General features: G+C 57.7%; 11 protein-coding genes. 4 read left to right on the top strand and 7 right to left on the bottom strand.

All coding sequences use genetic code 11. The annotated features are described in order from the left end of the window. Window positions 1–161: 161 nt before the first annotated feature. The 6 genes from IDH44_RS00760 to IDH44_RS00785 form a co-directional block, all read right to left on the bottom strand. Window positions 162–1052 (bottom strand): carbohydrate ABC transporter permease, encoded by an 891-nt coding sequence (locus IDH44_RS00760; protein ID WP_190913760.1) that lies wholly within the window; start codon window positions 1050–1052, stop codon window positions 162–164. 18 nt (window positions 1053–1070) lie between these two features. Further along, the gene (locus IDH44_RS00765) at window positions 1071–1961 is read right to left on the bottom strand and encodes an ABC transporter permease (protein WP_190913761.1); all 891 of its coding nucleotides are present in this window, start codon (window positions 1959–1961) and stop codon (window positions 1071–1073) included. Between the two features lie 203 nt (window positions 1962–2164). Further along, on the bottom strand, window positions 2165–3898 hold the full coding sequence (locus IDH44_RS00770) for an extracellular solute-binding protein (RefSeq protein WP_190913763.1): 1734 nt from the start codon (window positions 3896–3898) through the stop codon (window positions 2165–2167). 150 nt (window positions 3899–4048) lie between these two features. Then, entirely contained in the window at window positions 4049–5527 is a 1479-nt protein-coding gene (locus IDH44_RS00775) for a response regulator (protein ID WP_190913764.1), read from the bottom strand. After that, window positions 5524–7281, bottom strand: coding sequence for a sensor histidine kinase (locus tag IDH44_RS00780; RefSeq protein ID WP_190913766.1), 1758 nt, complete (start codon window positions 7279–7281; stop codon window positions 5524–5526). The genes IDH44_RS00775 and IDH44_RS00780 overlap by 4 nt, the downstream gene beginning before the upstream one ends. Window positions 7282–7428: 147 nt before the next feature. Further along, window positions 7429–8634: a glucose-1-phosphate adenylyltransferase gene (locus IDH44_RS00785; RefSeq protein WP_190913768.1), complete on the bottom strand. Its 1206-nt coding sequence runs from the start codon at window positions 8632–8634 to the stop codon at window positions 7429–7431. Between the two features lie 329 nt (window positions 8635–8963). Between IDH44_RS00785 and glgA the strand changes: the two genes are divergently transcribed. Continuing rightward, a complete protein-coding gene (gene glgA, locus IDH44_RS00790; RefSeq protein WP_190913769.1) occupies window positions 8964–10400 on the top strand; it encodes a glycogen synthase GlgA in 1437 nt (478 codons plus the stop codon). A 23-nt stretch (window positions 10401–10423) separates the two neighbouring features. Here the strand turns inward: glgA and IDH44_RS00795 are convergent, their stop codons facing one another. Continuing rightward, window positions 10424–12172: an alpha-glycosidase gene (locus tag IDH44_RS00795; RefSeq protein WP_190913771.1), complete on the bottom strand. Its 1749-nt coding sequence runs from the start codon at window positions 12170–12172 to the stop codon at window positions 10424–10426. A gap of 188 nt (window positions 12173–12360) precedes the next feature. Between IDH44_RS00795 and IDH44_RS00800 the strand changes: the two genes are divergently transcribed. The 3 genes from IDH44_RS00800 to IDH44_RS00810 all read left to right on the top strand — a co-directional run bounded on the left by IDH44_RS00800 (window position 12361) and on the right by IDH44_RS00810 (window position 17314). Then, the gene (locus IDH44_RS00800; RefSeq protein ID WP_190913772.1) at window positions 12361–12966 is read left to right on the top strand and encodes a hypothetical protein; all 606 of its coding nucleotides are present in this window, start codon (window positions 12361–12363) and stop codon (window positions 12964–12966) included. Window positions 12967–13040: 74 nt separating this feature from the next. Next, a complete protein-coding gene (locus tag IDH44_RS00805) occupies window positions 13041–13367 on the top strand; it encodes a general stress protein (RefSeq protein ID WP_190913774.1) in 327 nt (108 codons plus the stop codon). A gap of 239 nt (window positions 13368–13606) precedes the next feature. Next, the gene (locus IDH44_RS00810) at window positions 13607–17314 is read left to right on the top strand and encodes a response regulator (RefSeq protein WP_190913775.1); all 3708 of its coding nucleotides are present in this window, start codon (window positions 13607–13609) and stop codon (window positions 17312–17314) included.

Genomic DNA, 17314 nt, shown 5'->3' on the forward strand with positions numbered 1-17314 from the left:
ATAGGTATTTTTGATCAGGTCCATTATACTGAATGATTCTGAACACATTTTGAACAAGCCCGGAAAGCATGGCGAAATGTGAAAAAACGCCCTCCGCCTCCCTTTAAGGGAAAGTAGGCGAAGGGCGTTTGCGCTGTGAGAAGCGTGCGTCGATTCGGCTGTTATTCCTTGACGGAGCCGAGCGTAATGCCGTGAATGAAGTAGCGCTGCAGGAACGGATAGACGACGAGCACCGGCAGCATGGCGATAAAGATCTTGGCGGAATCGAGCGTACGGTTGGACAGCTCGGACAGCCTGCGGTACTGATCCTCGGTCATCGTCGCCGGATCAACCGAGACGACGAGTTGCTGGATGTAGGTCTGCAGCGGATAGTATTGCTCCCGTGTCATGAAGATGAGCCCGTACAGGAATTCGTTCCAATGGTAGACGATACTGAACAGCGAGACGGTGGCGAGCACCGGCACGGCCAGTGGAATATAGAGTCTGAACAATGTGAACCACGGTCCTGCGCCGTCGACGAGCGCCGCCTCGTCCAGTTCCTTGGGCAGATTGCGGAAAAAGTTGACGGTCAGGATGATGTTGAACACGAGCGTCTGCGCCCCGCCGACCAGCACGAGCGCCCAGATGCTATTGAGCAAGTCGAGCTCCTTGATCGTCAGGTACAGCGGAATGAGTCCGCCGTTGAACAGCATGATGAAGACGAGAATCCACATCAAAACGCTTCGTGCCCGGAACTGCCGAGCGGTCCGGGAGAGCGGATAGGCCATCAACGCGACCACGATAAAATTGAGCCCCGCACCGAGCACAACGCGCTGCACAGAGATCCAGAAGGAGTTGAAAAAATTTCGATCCTCCAAAATTTGCAAATAGGAATTGAAATTGATATCGATTGGCCACAGCCATACCCGACCTGCCGCCGCCGCCGAGTTGGAGCTAAGCGACATGGCCAGCGTATACCAGATCGGCAAGATACAGCTCAGCGTAATGCCAATGAGCAGGACGAGGATGATGATGTCGGTGAGCCGCGAACCAAATGTTTTGTCTCTGACCATGGGTGGCGCCTCCTGTCGTTAAAAGATCCGGTAATTGATCAGCCGGTAGGCCAAGTAGTACGAAACGCTGATGAGAATAAAGCCGACTACGGACTTGAGCAGGCCGACCGCGGTCGCCAGTTCATATTGCAGATTGAGCAGACCGGTCCGATACACCCACGTGTCGATAATATCGCCTGTCGAGTAGACGAGCGGATTGTACAGGTTAAAGATCTGGTCGAAGCCGGCATTGAGCACATTGCCGAGGCTCAGTACCGCCAGCAGCACGGCGGTCGTGCGGATGCCCGGCAGTGTAATATGCCACAGGTTGCGCCAGCGGCCGGCTCCGTCCATACTCGCCGCTTCGTACAGGGCCGGGTTAATTCCCGTGAGGGCGGCCAGGTAGATGATCGTATTGAAGCCGAATTCCTTCCAGACGTCGCTGCCTACGACCAGGAACGGAAACAGCTCGGCCTTGGCGAAAAACAGCACCGGCTCGAAGCCTAATGCAGCGCCGAGTTGATTCACCGGACCGTTATACGAAAACAGGTCGAGAATGATGCCGCCCAGAATAACCCAGGACAAAAAATGCGGCAGATAGACAATCGTTTGAATCCAGCGCTTCATGATCGTAATTCGAAGTTCATTCAGCATAAGCGCAAACACCAGAGGAACCAATAAATTTGCAATAATTTTCATGACTGCGATCACAAGGGTGTTCACAAAAACCTCTCGAGTATCCTTCAGCAAAAACATATAGCGGAAATGCTCGAGACCGGCCCAATCGGAGCCGAATACGCCCTTGCCGGGGTTAAAATACTGAAATGCGATGACGATGCCGAACATCGGAATGATGCTGAAAACAAACAGCCACAGGTAACCGGGCAATAGCATCAAATAGTAGTGTTTGGCAAATCCTTTGATCCGCATCGGAAAAACTCCCTTCTATGCCAAAAGAGTAAGCGGGTGCGCGGGACGTGGGAGCACGCGGCGGCGCTCTCACCTCCCGCGCATCCGCTGGCGGGCTTGGATCGCCCCAGCGGAGCTTGGAAGAAAGGGAACCGCCGTAGCGACGGCATCCCCTCCATTGGCAGCTTGCGCCCCGCCGTTGAAGGCGAGGCACATGTCGTGCGTTATGGCTGCAGGGCTTGGGCGACTTCTTGCGTGATTTGTTCGCCGCCCTGGCGCTTCCAGTCTTCGACGAATTGATCGAAGGAATCAACCGGCGCTGCGCCCATGACAATTTTCAGGAACATTTCATCTTCCATCTTCTTGAGATTGACCCAACGGCTTTCCATGAGCGGTGTTTGCTCATAGATCAAGCTAGGGACTTCTTGCATGTCGGTTTCGACAATCGGATTGCCGCCGACCATGAGCGAGTACGAGCGCGTCCATGCGCCCCAATTGGCGTCCGGCGTCCAGGTGGAAATCCCCCATTGGTCATATGGCTCCTGCTTGATCGACTTGATATTTTCGAGATCGGAATTCAACAGTTTGTAGCCTTTGACGTCTGCGAAATCGTCCATCGTTTTCTCGCCGCTCAAAAATTCTTTAATGGCAATATTGGTGAATTCGATTTCGTCGGACGGTGCGAATACAACGCGCAGCGGGTAATAGCCGGGTCCGCCCTTGCTCGGATCAAAGGTGTTTTCCATTTCGTTTTTGTACAGATTGTTGAGCATTTTCATGGCGACTTCCGGATGCTCGTAGCCCTTGCGCACGACCACAAATTCGGTGGACGGCGTCGCGGTGTGGGGGCTGAATTCGCCCTCTTCGTTCAAGGGCAGAGCGTAGGCTTGCCAGTTGGCTTCAGGATTGTTTTTGACAGCGTTGGTAAGCGGTCCGTAACCCATCCACCATGGCGCTATGAACATGCCCGATTTGCCGTTGATGACCAGCTCGTCGGATGCTTCGCGTACCGCCATTTCCGGATCAATCAATCCCTGGGCATACAGGTTGCGCAGCCCTGCAAGCGCTCCCTTCGTCTCCGGCAGAATCGAACCGTACACCGGCTGACCGTCTTCGCCTTCGATCCAGAAGCCCGGATAAGCGTCATAAGCCGAGAAAATCGCATCGAAGCCGTACAAGTTGTTTTTGGATTCCAGGAAGTTGGCGTACATTTTGCCGTCGCCGCTTTGCGGTCCGGAGAGGCCGATCGTATCGTCCTGGCCGTTGCCGTCGGGATCCTGCTCGACGAAGGCGCGTGCGACTTCTTCCAGCTCTCCCATGTTTTTCGGCGCCTCCAGACCGACTTCGTCCAGCCAGTCTTGACGGATCCACAGCAGGTGAACACCGTCCGCATCGGCCTGTACCCCCGGGATGGCCATAATTTTGCCATCGAACGTTACGGTGTCGAGCGCAGTGCCGCCCGTACTGTCGAGAATGCCCTTAATCTCCGGAGAAGCATAGTCTTCGTAGATCTGGGTCAGATCCGCGAGCTGATCGGCCTCGACCATCTGGCGCATTTCCATCGCATTGACGACGACGGCGTCGGGCAGGTCGTTGCTGGCAATCGCCAGGCTAATCTTCTGCCGCATGTTGGCCGCCGAGGCCGTGAAGGCGTGCTCGACGTCGATGTTGAGCGCTTCCTTGATTTGACGCGTGTATTGGTTGTCCAGCGGCGTATCGCCGGAGGGCAGGCTTTTGTCCGTCGGATCGACCTGCATGCCGATGCTGATCGTGACCGGCTCCTCGTAGGCGCCGAACGGATCCGCCGGCTCGCTAGAAGCGTTATTATTATGGTTTGTCCCGCCGGTATTGGTTCCGGCAGTGTTGTTGTTCTCGGGTGTGTTCGTGTTGCTGCAGGCGCCGAGGACCAGCACTGCGGCCATCGTGAAGGCCATCGCTCCAGTGACATTTCGTTTCATGCGTTCCCCTTCTTTCGTCTTTGTTATTGAACTATCCTTACTGTACCATGAAGAAACCGCTTTCTCGGATAGAAAGCGGCACTGTAAGCGGTAGGATAAATGTACGGAAATGACTGGCAGCCGGAATGCATCGGACAGATCACCCCCCGGCTAGCGGACATCTGTCCCCTTGGGCGCATGCTGCTGTCTGAATTCACTCGGTAGCATGCCCTTCTGCTCGCGGAATATGCGGCTGAAATACTTGTCGTCGGCATACCCGACATGCTCGGCGACCCACTGTACCGTCTTGCGCGTCTCGACAAGCAGCGCGGCGGCCCGCTCGATTCGCTGCTGGCGGACATAATCGTTGAACGTCGTGCCGATGAGATCGCGGAAGCATTGGCTGAAATAGCTGCGGCTCATATTGACCTCGCGCGCGAGCTGTGCCGCCTGGAGCGGCTCGGCCAGGCGCTCCTGCACGAGCACGGCAGCACGGGTAATGCAGGCGCGCACCTCGGGGGAATACGGCTGCGCGCCGAGGACCGCGCGCAGTTGCTCGCGCATCTCGGTCAGCCATTGCCGCACCTCGTACCAGGCGGACATCGGTTCCGGCGGCGCCAGCCGGTCCCCGCTGACGGATTCGTAGATCCGATTCCACGCGTGACTCCAGCCGATGAGCTCGCTCTGGAGGCGCGGCACGGACAGCCGCATGGCGAGCAGATCGGCCTGCAGCTGCTCGAATGCGGTGTCGTCATGCACCCATTCGAGGCCGGTGCCGCGCTCGCGCACCGCGCTTAGCGCTTGCTCCCGAGCGTCTCGGTCCGGCTGCCGGGCGTCTGCGTTCGCCAGCTCGTCCAGCGCCAGATCATAGACTTGCCGGTCCGGCAGCCGTGTATAGTACCATTCCTCTCTCGCATAGGCTTGGAGCCGGTCGCCCAGCTCCTCCGTCCGCAGCCCGGCGGCTCCGCTCAGGCGGGTCAGGGAGAGCGCGGCGTCCTGCCTGATCAGGTCGGTCAGCGTCTTCTCCAGCGCATCCTCCTGTTCGTCTTGACGGGGCAGCCAGAGCGCGGCCACAGATGCATAGATGCGATCGGGACGGCGCAGACCGGGGACGGTGTCCGAGGCCAGCACGCGCTGCAGTATGGGCTCCGGCGCTTCGCCGATCACCGCATAGGCGGTGTCATGCGCGAGGCTGCCAGTCGCGGTGTCGGGTTCAAGAGCTGCGTCCTTCGCGGCGTCCGCGTTTCCGCGCGCGGCTCCCTTGTCCCGCTCGCTGCGAATGCGGGTGCAGATTCGCTCCAGCACCTGATCGAACTGCTCCTCCTCCAGTTGGACCTTGGCGATATAATCGATCGCGCCGAGGCGCAGCGCTTCCTGAATATAATGGAAGTCCTGATGCAAGGTCAGAACCACGATATAGATGTGGGGGTACCGGCTGCGCACCTCGCGCATCAGCTCGAGTCCGGACATGACCGGCATCGCCAGATCCGTCAGGAGCAGGTCAACCGGCTGCGACTCCAGGAATTCCAGTGCTTTTTCTCCATTGCGCGCCTCGCCGACGACCCGCAGATCGAAGTCCGCCCACGGCATTGCGGATATGAGTCCCTGCCGCACCAGCTTGTCGTCGTCTACCACCAGTACGTTCATCATGCATCATCCCCTTCCTCGTACGGCAAGAGCAGCCGGACATTCGTGCCGTGGCCGGGCATGCTGTCGATGCGCAGCTCGGCGCGCCCCTCGTAATGCGATTCGATCATCCGCTTGACGTAATTCATGCCGATCCCCATGCCGACTTTTTCCTGCGCCGTTTTTTGCTCATGCAGCAGACGTTCGATTTCCTCTTCGTTCAGACCGCCGCCGTTGTCCTGGATGGACAGCTCGATCATGCGCGCCTTTTGCTTCACGTCGACGTGGATGTAGCCTTCGTCATTGAGCCCGTGGTAGAGCGCATTCTCGACCAGTGGCTGCAGGATGAAGCGCGGCACCGCGACGTCCAGCACCGCATCGTCGACGCTGATGCGGACATCGAACTCGAAGTCGTAGCGGATCTGCTGGAGAATCAGGTACTGCCGCAGCGAATCGATCTCTTCGCGGATCGTCGACACCTGACCGAGCTTGCCGAGGTTATAATAGAGCAGCCGGTTCAGCGAGAGCACGAGCTTGTCGATTTCCTTCTGCCCGTTCATCACCGCCAGCCAGTGGGCGGTATCGAGCGTATTCATCAGGAAGTGCGGGTTGATCTGATACAGCAGCTTCTCGACCTCGAGATCGGCGCGCCGTTTTTCCTTCTGCTCGACCTCGCGGATCAGCGTGGCGATCTGCTGCTTCATGTTGTGGAATTGCTGCTGCAGATAATGAAACTCCGGTATCCGGTTCGGCGGCGATGGCGCGTCGAAGCGGCTGTGAATGACATTTTTCATGTCCCGGTTGAATTGGTTGAGCGGCTTGTACACCATTTTCCAGAGCAGGACGGCGATGAGCAGTCCGATTGCCAGGAAGAGCAACAGCAGCGTTGTCATGAGCTGCATCCAGCGCCGCTTTTCGGCCTCGTAGTCGTCGCGTGGGATGAGCGATACAATGCTCCAGCCTTGATTGCTCGTCCCCTTGAACCAATAATAATTGCCGGTCAGACCGGATGTGACGCTCGGATCCGAAGGAACCGCTGCACCGCCGTCAGCCTGGAAGTAGCTGTTCTCGGCGAATGCTTCCGGCAGCTCGCTGTAGGCGATGCGCAGATCGTTGTCCAGGATCAGGTGGGAGGATGTCTTCACGATGTTGTCGCTGTCGAGGATGTTCTGCGTCAGCTTGAAGCCGGATTCGATGTAGACGTAGATGTCCTCGCGTCCCGGAAGGTTCACCTCGCGAAGCGCGGAGAGCACATATTGGTCGTTGTAACGGTCTCGGCTGATATGCGGGCCATAATACGATATGCCGTAATAGCCGGCTAGCAAAGGCAGACGGTCCGGGTCGAAAGGCTCGCGCAGACCGGCATTGGGGAACAACACCTTGCCGTCTTCGCCAAAATAGTACATGACCAGGCCGGTGGTGGGGTTCGTAAATGTAATCAAATTGAGCTCGCTCTGAATGTCCTCGATCAGAGCAGCGCGCTCGTAGGGCTGCTCCGCCGCAAGATATTGCTCCAGTCTCTTGCCTACGCTGCCGGGATACGCGAGCTGCTGGGACACATGGTTGAGGTTGCTGATCGTATTTTCCAGCGAGAGCTGGACCTGATGCAGGTTGCTCTGCACGCCGGAGTTCAAGTTATTGCTAAGGATCACGGAGATCGTACGGTTGGAGACGAGCGTCGTGATGATGAAGGGGATGAGAATGCCCGCCGCGAATATGAAAATGATGCGCTTGCGCAGCGTGAGCTGCTCCGTCAGCGCGCCCAGCCATCGTGCCATGTCCAATCACCGCCTTGTACGGGTGGCAGCTTCGTCCGGCCGCCATGATGAATCATTGTACCTGATCGGCATGGCGCAGCGCAATAAACGCAAAATGCGCAACCTTTGCGATAACTCGCAACGATTGCGCAAAATGGCGGTTTTTTTTTACGCTCCTGTGCGGGTCGTGACGCCGGCCTTGTACATGCCGCGCAGCAGGCGCCCGGGGACCTCAAGCACGGAAGAGCCGCGGGCAAAGACGAACTCGTCCGGCGCGACGACCGTAATCTCGCCGATGTCGCTCCCGACGACGGCTCCGTCTTCAATAATGGCGCCTTCACCGACGATCGCGTTGGTAATGACGGCATCCCGGCCGATCCGCACGTTGGGCATGACGATGCTCTCCTCGACCCGCGAGCGCTGACCGACGCGCACACCGCAGGAAAGTATCGACCGATACAGATTGCCTTCTATGGCACAGCCCTGCTGCACGAGCGACTCGTGCACCTCGCTATGCGGATGGCAATATGCGCTCTGTGCGGGAAAGGCGTCTCTGGTATACAACGGCCAATCCGCGCGCTCCAGCTCCAGCCTGCCCCGCAACAGGTCCATGTGGGCGTCCCACAGGCTGTCGACGGTGCCAACATCGCGCCAGTACCCCTCGAACGGATAAGCGAGGATCTGGGAGGACGTGCCAATCAGTCCAGGCAGAATATCCTTGCCGAAGTCGTGGCTGGAAGTGGTATTGGCTGCGTCCGCGAGCAATTGCTCGCGCAAAAAGCGCCACCTGAACACGTACACGCCCATCGAGGCCAAGTTGCTCTGCGGCCGGGCGGGCTTTTCCGCGAAGCCGGTAACCCGCATCGATTCATCCGCCGTCAGAACACCGAAGCGGGAAGCTTCCTCCCAAGGCACGCGATGGACGGCTACGCTCACGTCTGCATCGGTCTCCAAATGCTTGTCCAGCATCGCCCTGTAATCCATCTGGTAGATGTGGTCGCCGGACAGAATCAGCACATGCTCGGGGTTGTGGCGCTCCAGATAATCGAGATTCCGATAAATGGCATCCGCGGTGCCGCAGTAGCCATCCGTCCCTGCATCGCTGCAACCTTCAAGCAAGTCGAGTTCGCCTTGTCCGTCCTTCAGCCATGGCGCTCCATCGCCGATATGGCGGTGCAGCGAATCGGCCATATATTGCGTCAGCACGCCGATCCGGTCAAGTCCGGAATTGCGGCAGTTGCTGAGCGAAAAGTCGATGATTCGGTAATTGCCGCCGAACGGTACGGCGGGCTTGGCCAGCCTGCTGGTCAGCGGATTAAGCCGTCGCCCCTCCCCGCCCGCAAGAATCATAGCCACGCATGTTGTCGAACGCATCAACAATCCCTCCTGTGTGGTTGCTTCGTAAGCTTCGTATGGAGTATTTACACGCTGTCCGCCAAGGTTGAAACCGATGAGTGAAGGGGCGGGTATGGGAAATAACGGGAATTAAAACGTTTTGTGAACTTTCACAATATGTGTTACACTGCTGCGTCGCGTGCGCTCTGGAGTGGTAATAAGAAGAAAACTGCCTTTTTTGCCCCGCTGCAGGAGCTGGAGGCAGGGAGAGCTTGCGAAGCTGTCGAATTAGTAGATCCATGCAGCCGAGTTCATGCGCAAGGCGTTGTCTACACAAACAAATTGGATAGAGAAAGTGGGAGAGTGAGATGAAGGTTTTGTTTGCCGCTGCGGAGGGAAGTCCGTTTGTCAAGACGGGCGGGCTGGCAGATGTCATCGGAGCCTTGCCCAAGGCCTTGATTGCCCAAGGCGTCGACGCCCGCATCATGCTGCCCAAATACAAAACGATCCCCGAACGTTACGTATCGGCGATGCGCTTTGTGGGGCATACCGAAGTGCCGGTCGGCTGGCGAAGCGCCTATTGCGGACTGTTTGAATTGGAGCACGAGGGCGTCACCTGGTATTTTCTCGACAGCGAATACTACTTCGGAGCGCGTGACGGCAGTTTGTACGGGCATTACGATGATGGCGAACGTTTTGCGTTTTTTAACCGCGCCGTGCTGCAGCTTTTGCCGCTAGCGGACTTTCAGCCTGATCTCATTCACGCGCATGACTGGCATGCCGGCATGATCGCGCCGCTCTTGACGCGTCATTACCGCCATGATCCGTTCTATGCGCGAATCCGTACGATCTATACCATTCACAATCTGCGTTACCAAGGCGTATTTCCTTACAGCATCCTGGATGAATTGCTCGGGCTGGACGCGGGATATTTCCATCCCGATCGGCTCGAATTCAACGGCGGCGTAAGCTTCATGAAGGGCGGCATCGTATACGCAGACTGCGTCACGACCGTCAGCCGCACCTACGCCGATGAAATTCGTACCCCTTACTTCGGCGAAGGCCTTGACGGTGCGCTGCGCGCGCGCGGATACGCGCTCACCGGCATCGTCAACGGCATCGACGAGGAGAGCTACAATCCCGCTGCCGACACCTGCCTGGCGCACAATTACCGCACCGGTCTGACCAAAAAGCTGGCCAATAAAGGCGCGCTGCAGCGCGAGCTCGGCTTGCGACGCTCCAACAAAACGCCGCTGATCGGCATGGTCACGCGCATGACCGCGCAAAAAGGCCTTGATCTGATCGCGCATGTGCTGCACGAGCTCATGGCTCAAGACGATGTTCAACTGGTCGTACTGGGCAGCGGCGAGCCGCATTACGAAGGGCTGTTCGGGGCGACGGCGCAACATTATGCGGACAAGCTGGCTGTCTACATCGGCTTCGACGAGTGTCTGGCCAGACGGATCTACGCCGGCTCGGATCTCTTCCTGATGCCGTCGCAATTCGAGCCGTGCGGCCTCAGCCAGATGATTGCGATGCGCTACGGCAGCGTGCCGATCGTGCGGGAGACCGGCGGGCTCAAAGACACGGTGCTCGCCTACGAAGAAGACACCGGCGAAGGCAATGGCTTTACCTTTGCCAACTATAATGCGCACGATATGCTGTACACCATTCGCCGGGCCGCCTCGTTGTATCGCCAGCCCGAGCACTGGAAGCGGATTGTCGCCAGCGCGCAGCGCGGCGATTACAGCTGGCGCGAATCCGCTTCGCGGTACAAGGAACTATACGGGCAGGTCTTAAGTTGAAATTATAGGAAGTCCGTTTAGCCTCAGCTAATCGTACGATAAAGGATGCGGTAGTCGAGCGGCGCGAGCTCCACGCGCAGCTCGCCGTCCGTCAACGGGACGGCTTCGCCGCTCAGCGCATCCTGCCAATCGTCCGTCTCCATCGGGTGAGCGAGCGTCGCGGGTTCCTCTGTGTTGTTCATCCAGACGGTCATATGCATTTCCTCGTCAAGCCGCTCGTAGACGATGCGCAGATCGCTGATATCGGACTTGAGGAAGCGGAAGTGGCCGCGGCGGAGCACCGGGTGCTCGCTGCGCAGGCCGATCAAGAGCCGATAAAAGTCGAACAGCTCCCGATCCTGACGCTCCTCCTCCCAGACCATGCACGGTCTGCAGTCCGGATCATCGCCGCCCTTGAGGCCGATCTCATCCCCATAGAAGATGCAAGGCGTGCCAATGTAGGTCATCAGGAATACCACGGCCAGCTTGACTCTGCGCTTGTCTTCGCCCAGCCGCGTCAGCACACGCGGGATGTCGTGTCCGGATAACAAATTGAAGATCACCTCGTTGGTCTGCTGCGGATAGCGCATCAGCAGCGCGCTCAGCCGATTCGCAAAATGCGCGCCGTCCATGCCGGCGCCGGAAAAAAAATCGAGCGCCGTGTTGGCAAACGGATAATTCATGACCGAGTCGAATTGATCTCCCTGAAGCCACGTCATCGAGTCGCTCCATACCTCTCCAATAATATAAGCCTCGGGATTCATTTTTTTGACGACCTGACGGTACTCCCGCCAAAAATGGTGATCGACCTCGTCGGCGACATCGAGTCGCCAGCCGTCGATGCCGAGCTCGTTCATCCAGTATTCTGTCAACTCCAGCAAATATCGCTTCGTTTCGGGATTGGCGGTATTCAGCTTGGGCATGTGCCCGAAAAAGCCGAACGTTTCGTAATTGGCCTTGCCGTCCTCGACAGCCGGAGGGAATTTGTGAATGTGGAACCAGTCCTTGTATGCCGAGTCCTCGCCCTTTTCGAGCACGTCGCGAAAGGGCTCGAAATCCTCGCTGCAGTGATTGAGCACGGCGTCCAGCACGACCTTGATGTTCCTCTTGTGGCATGCGTCCACCACCTTGCGGAGCAACGCCTTGTCGCCGAATTGCGGGTCGACTTCGCGGTAATCGACTGTATCGTATTTGTGATTGCTGGGCGAGGTGAACAGCGGCGTGAAATAGATGGCATTGACGCCAAGCTCGCTCAAATGATCCAAATGGTCCAGCACACCTTGCAGATCGCCGCCGAAATGGGACTCGTGCGTCACTTCTACGCCCCATGGGCGGACATGCTCGGGGTCGTTATCCGGGTCGCCGTTTGCGAAGCGATCCGGCATGATTTGGTAAAAAACCGCCGATTTGGCCCATTCCGGCGCGGAAAAAATATCGATTGCGTGAATATAGGGGTATTCGTAATAACCGCCGGGCGGGGTCGCGCGCTCTGAATGGACGCCGCTCTCGGTCATCCATAACGTTTCGCTGCCTGCGCGAATACGGAAGCAATACGAGAGACGCTTGTGCTGCGGACGAATGCCGACTTCCCAATAATCGAACAGCGAATCGGCCGCAATTCTGACCATCGGATGATCGTCGGAGTGGCCCTCCCAGTCGTACTTGTCGCCCGCTTCGACGACGACCTCCTCCACATCATCCCGCTTCGTCCGCAGCCGCAGATGAATCGTATGCTTATCGTACGTATACGACCAATTGCTGCGCGGCGCGTGGTAAAAGCTCTCGATTTGCATGCCCTTCAACCCCTCGTCACCAGTATAACGTGCATCGATACTTACCCGCCGTATCGCGACTCTGAAACGATGGGGTAGCCGTTTCTCCCGTGTGTTTAAGCGGGTAAGAGGTCGGGTAAAAAATGAACATCGGAAAAACAGCCCGCGATTCGGGCAAAAACACATTCAGGCAGCGAGGGGACTGCGATATGAAGAAGATACTGCTGGCCGTCGCGCTGGGATGTTTCGCCGCAACCTGTGCGATGGTTCCGCCTCTGCAGGCTCCCGCCAGTTTAACGTACGCCTGGACGGAGACAGACCGCGATCCTTCATGGGCGGTTGCAGCAGAGCATACTTTGCTTCGCCTTCACAATGATGTGTACGGTGCCTTCTCTGCCCCGGTGCGCCCCGATGTCCGCGGCGAATTGCAGGAAAACCAAGCATTTGACAGCATCAACGGCATCCGGCTCAGCGACGACGAACAGCGTGTGCGAGACATGCTGGGCGCGCCGCTAAGCGAAGAGGCCGACCCGGTCCTGCCGGATCGGCGTGAGCTGGACTATGGGCATATGCGTGTCGGATTCACAGACGATGCCATCGCTTATCTGCTCGTTCCCGTCTCCGCAACCGGGGTAATGATCGGCACGGAAGTGATTGACATGGATATGGAGTCGCTGCTTGATCGGCTGGGGCCGCCCGATCAACTCGCAGAGGACGGCTTGCTGTATCGCGGCGATCCGGCCAGTCTCAAGCTGTTTTATGCGGAGGGTACGAAGCAGCTTGCGTCCGTACAGGCATTTTGGTCAAACGATTAGCATTGAGCAGCAAAAAAAATTGATGCGGCTGTTTCGTTGGCGCAAGCGTGGGGTAATGACAAGGGGGAATCGCAATGCATAATTCAGTGCAAGTGCTCGATTCCGGCGCCGCGGCAATCGATGCCGTGCGCGACTTGAGTCAGAGAGGATACACGCATGACGACATTTGGGTGTTGGCGCACAAGGGCGATCGGTTTCGTTCTACGGTCGACCTGGGTCGGAGCAGCAGGCTTGGAGTCGCAGCCGAAGGTTTTTTTAACTGCATGGCAAGGCTGGATCGCTATGACGGTAATCAAGAGTTGCATGAGCGGTTGCTCGAGCTTGGCATGGCTGCGGACGAAGCGGAACGGTTTAGTCGACAAGGAAGAGGGCAGCTCCTTATCGTGGCTTCCTTGGCGTGATCACACAGGCGTCCATAGTGTCAGGATCCAATTGCATATATAATCCAAGGTAAGGCAAGTCTTCTCCGGAAGCTTGTCTTGCCTTTGTGTGCTGTCGTGCAACAATAGAACGTCGCATGCGCCAAAGGTGAAAATTGGCGTTTGCGTCGAACTGTAGCGAACCAAGAAAAGATGCGGTATGATGAAAAACAACGAATAAACAACACAGGCAAACGAAGACATACGTGGGGGAGCGGACGATGAGAATCAAGACGAAGCTGCTGGTCGCATCCATTGTCATGATCGTGGTGTTGATCGCTTTGGCCGGTGCCGGCATTAACAATATTAATATCCAAAGTCGTGAATTGCACACACTCAATGACAACCGGTATCAAAAAATGCTGTTGGCCTTTGAAGTGAGAGGCGAGGTCAACGAGATTGCCAAGGGGATCTCCAATCTTCTCACCGATCCGACGCCCGAGACGGTGGAGGCGAATCTGCCGATCATCGAGGATGCCGCGCAGCGAGCGGTAGCGTCGTTCGAAACGATGGAAGAGCAGGCCGAGCTGGCGCTGGAGCGCCAGCTGCTCAGCGACGTGACCAGCGCCGGCGAGGCGTACGTGGAGTACGCCGAGCAGGTAATCACGCTAGTGAGCGCAGGCGATGCGGAGGCGGCCATCGATCTGCGCGCCTCCAGAGGACTGGGCGTGCAGGACGCGCTCGTGCAGCGGGCCAACGATCTGGCGGAATATCACCGGCATGCGATGGACGACGCCTTCGAGGAATCGATTCGCAGCAACCGTTCGACCTTCACCTTGATGAATGTGGTGACCGGGATCGGCTTGCTGGCGGCCATCGGCGCGCTGCTGTGGAACATGTGGAATCTGAATGTCGGCTTGCAGAGTCTCTCGACGATGATTCGCGGCTTCGCGTCCGGTACGGTCGACTCCACGACGCGCATTCGAAATATTCGTAAAGACGAATTCGGCGATGTCGCCAAGGTGTTCAACAGCCTGGCCGAAGACCTCGAGGCACGGGTTCAGCGCGAGGAGGCGTACAATCGTCAGGTGGCGGACGAGTCGTGGGTCAAGTCGAATCTGGCCCAGGTGTCGCTGACGATCCAGAGCGATACGGAGCTGGCCAGCGTCAGCCGCGAATTTATTCGCGCCATTACCCCGCTTGTCGGCGCGCACTACGGCGTGCTCTATGTGCGCGAGGGCTTCGGGGAGCAGCAGTTTCTCAAAGCGCAGGGCGCCTTTGCTTTTGAAGATGAAAGCATCTTCGAGAAGCTCTACGTCTTCGGGCAAGGCCTGGTCGGCGAGTGCGCCCAAGACGGCAAGATCATTCAGACCGACCAATTGCCGGAGGATTACGTCAAGGTGCGCACTGGACTGGGCAGTACGCCGCCCCGTCATCTGGTGCTGATCCCGGTGCATGATCAGCAGCAGGTGCTCGGCGTCATCGAGCTGGCCTCGCTGCGCCCGTTCACGGAGCTGGAGCAGCGTCTGCTCGCGGAGACCGCCGAATCGCTGGGCGTGATCGTCAACAATCTGTTCGGCCGGCTCAAGGTCGAGGAGCTGCTGCGCGAATCGCAGGCGATGGGCGAGGAGTTGCAGACCCAGTCCGAGGAGCTCACTACCCAGCAGGAGGAGCTGCGGCGCTCCAACGAGAAGCTGGAGGAGCAGACGAAGCAGCTCAAAAAGTCCGAGGAACTGCTGCAGAGTCAGCAGGAGGAGCTGGAGCAGACCAACGAAGAGCTGCTGCAGAAAACGCATATGCTGGAGCTGCAGATGAAGCAGACGGAGCAAAAGAACGAACAAATCGAAAAGACGAAGGCAACGCTGGAGAAGCAGACCGTGCAACTGGCGATGTCCTCCAAATACAAGTCCGAATTTTTGACCAATATGTCGCACGAACTGCGGACGCCGCTCAACAGCCTGCTGATTCTCTCGCAGATGCTGTCGGACAACAAGGACGGGAATCTGACGAGCAAGCAGGTCGAATACGCAACGACGATTCATTCCTCGGGCAGCGATCTGCTCAAGCTGATTGACGAGATTCTCGATATCTCCAAAATCAGCGCCGGCAAGATGGACGTCGTCGTCGAGCATGTGCCGATCGAGGAGCTGGATCTGTACTTCCGCCGCAACTTCTCGCCGGTCAGTCTGCAAAAAAACGTCGCCTTCGAAACGAAGGTCGAAGCCGGCGTGCCGGAAGAAATGTATACCGACAGCCATCGCGTCAAGCAGATCATCAAAAACCTGTTGTCCAATGCTTTCAAATTCACGTCCAGCGGCTCCGTCCAGTTCACGATTCGGACAGCCGAGCAAGAAGAGCATGGACTGGATGGCGACAACGAGACGATGATCGCCTTTGAGGTCAAGGATACCGGCATCGGGATTCCGGAGGATAAGCAGCAGTTGATTTTCGAGGCCTTCCAGCAGGTGGACGGCACGACGAGCCGGGTATACGGCGGCACCGGACTCGGGCTGGCGATCAGCCGCGAACTGGCCGGGCTGCTCGGCGGGACGATCAGGCTGCACAGCGAGGAAGGCAAGGGCAGTACCTTCACGTTGTACCTGCCGGAATTCCATGTCGCAGGCGAGAACAATTCGCGCGAGCTGCACGACGATGTGCTGGCGCAGCGCGAAGAGGAGCGCGAGGACGGAGGTGCGCCGCAGGCGGTGGAACGGCAGGCAGCGCCGGCGCGCGAGCCGGCTGCGGCTGCGGCGAGCGAGCGGATGAGCGTGCTGCAGACGGAGATCGAGGACGATTCGGAACGGATCGAGCCCTCCGACAAGGTCGTCCTGATCGTGGAGGACGATGTGAACTTCGCCAAGGTGCTGCTGGACATCGCACACTCGCGCGGCTTCAAGGGCATCGTCGCTCTGCAGGGCGACAAAGGGCTGGCTTATGCCCGCACGTACAAGCCGGACGCGATCCTGCTCGATATCCAGCTGCCGGTCATCGACGGCTGGACCGTGCTCAATCAGCTCAAGCACCATTCCGACACGCGGCATATCCCGGTCCATGTCATTTCCGTCGTGGACGACATCCAGCACGGCCTGGCGATGGGGGCGATCGCTTACCTCAAAAAGCCGACCGACAAGCGCAGTCTGGAGCAGGTTTTCACGCAGATCGAATCGTTTTTGGAACGCGATCTGAAGCGGCTGCTTGTCGTCGAGGACGACACGGCGCAGCGCAACAGCATCGTCGAGCTGATCGGGCACGACGACGTGCTCATCACAGGGGTCTCGACAGGCGCGGAGGCACTGGCCGAACTGCAGCAGCATCATTTCGACTGCATGGTGCTGGATCTCGGTCTGCCGGATATCTCCGGCTTCGAGCTGCTAGACGCGATTCGCGGCGACGAGAGCATGCACGACTTGCCGATTATCATCTACACCGGCCGCGAGCTGGAGTACAAGGAAGAGCTCAAGCTCAAGAAGTATGCAGGCACGATCATTATCAAGGATGTCAAGTCCCCGGAGCGCCTGTTGGACGAGACGACGCTGTTCCTGCACCGGGTAGAGGCCGATCTGCCGGAGGAGAAGCGCAGTATGCTGCGCAAGCTCCACAACATCGAGACGATCTTCGAGGGCAAGGATATTTTGATCGTCGACGACGATATTCGCAATGTATTCGCGCTTTCGAGCGTGCTGGAAAGCTATCATATGAACATCACCTTCGCGGAGAACGGTCGCGAGGCCTTGGAGCAGTTGGATAAGCAGCCCGGCATCGATCTGGTCCTGATGGATATTATGATGCCGGAGATGGACGGCTACGAGACGATGCGCGAGATTCGCAAGCAGTCCAAATATGACAAGCTGCCGATTATTGCCGTTACCGCCAAGGCGATGAAGGACGACCGCGACAAGTGTATCGACGCCGGGGCCTCCGATTATATCGCCAAGCCGGTCAATACCGAGCAGTTATTGTCGCTAATGAGAGTGTGGTTATACAAATAA

This window comes from Paenibacillus sabuli (assembly GCF_014705605.1).
GTDB lineage: Bacteria > Bacillota > Bacilli > Paenibacillales > Paenibacillaceae > Paenibacillus_D > Paenibacillus_D sabuli.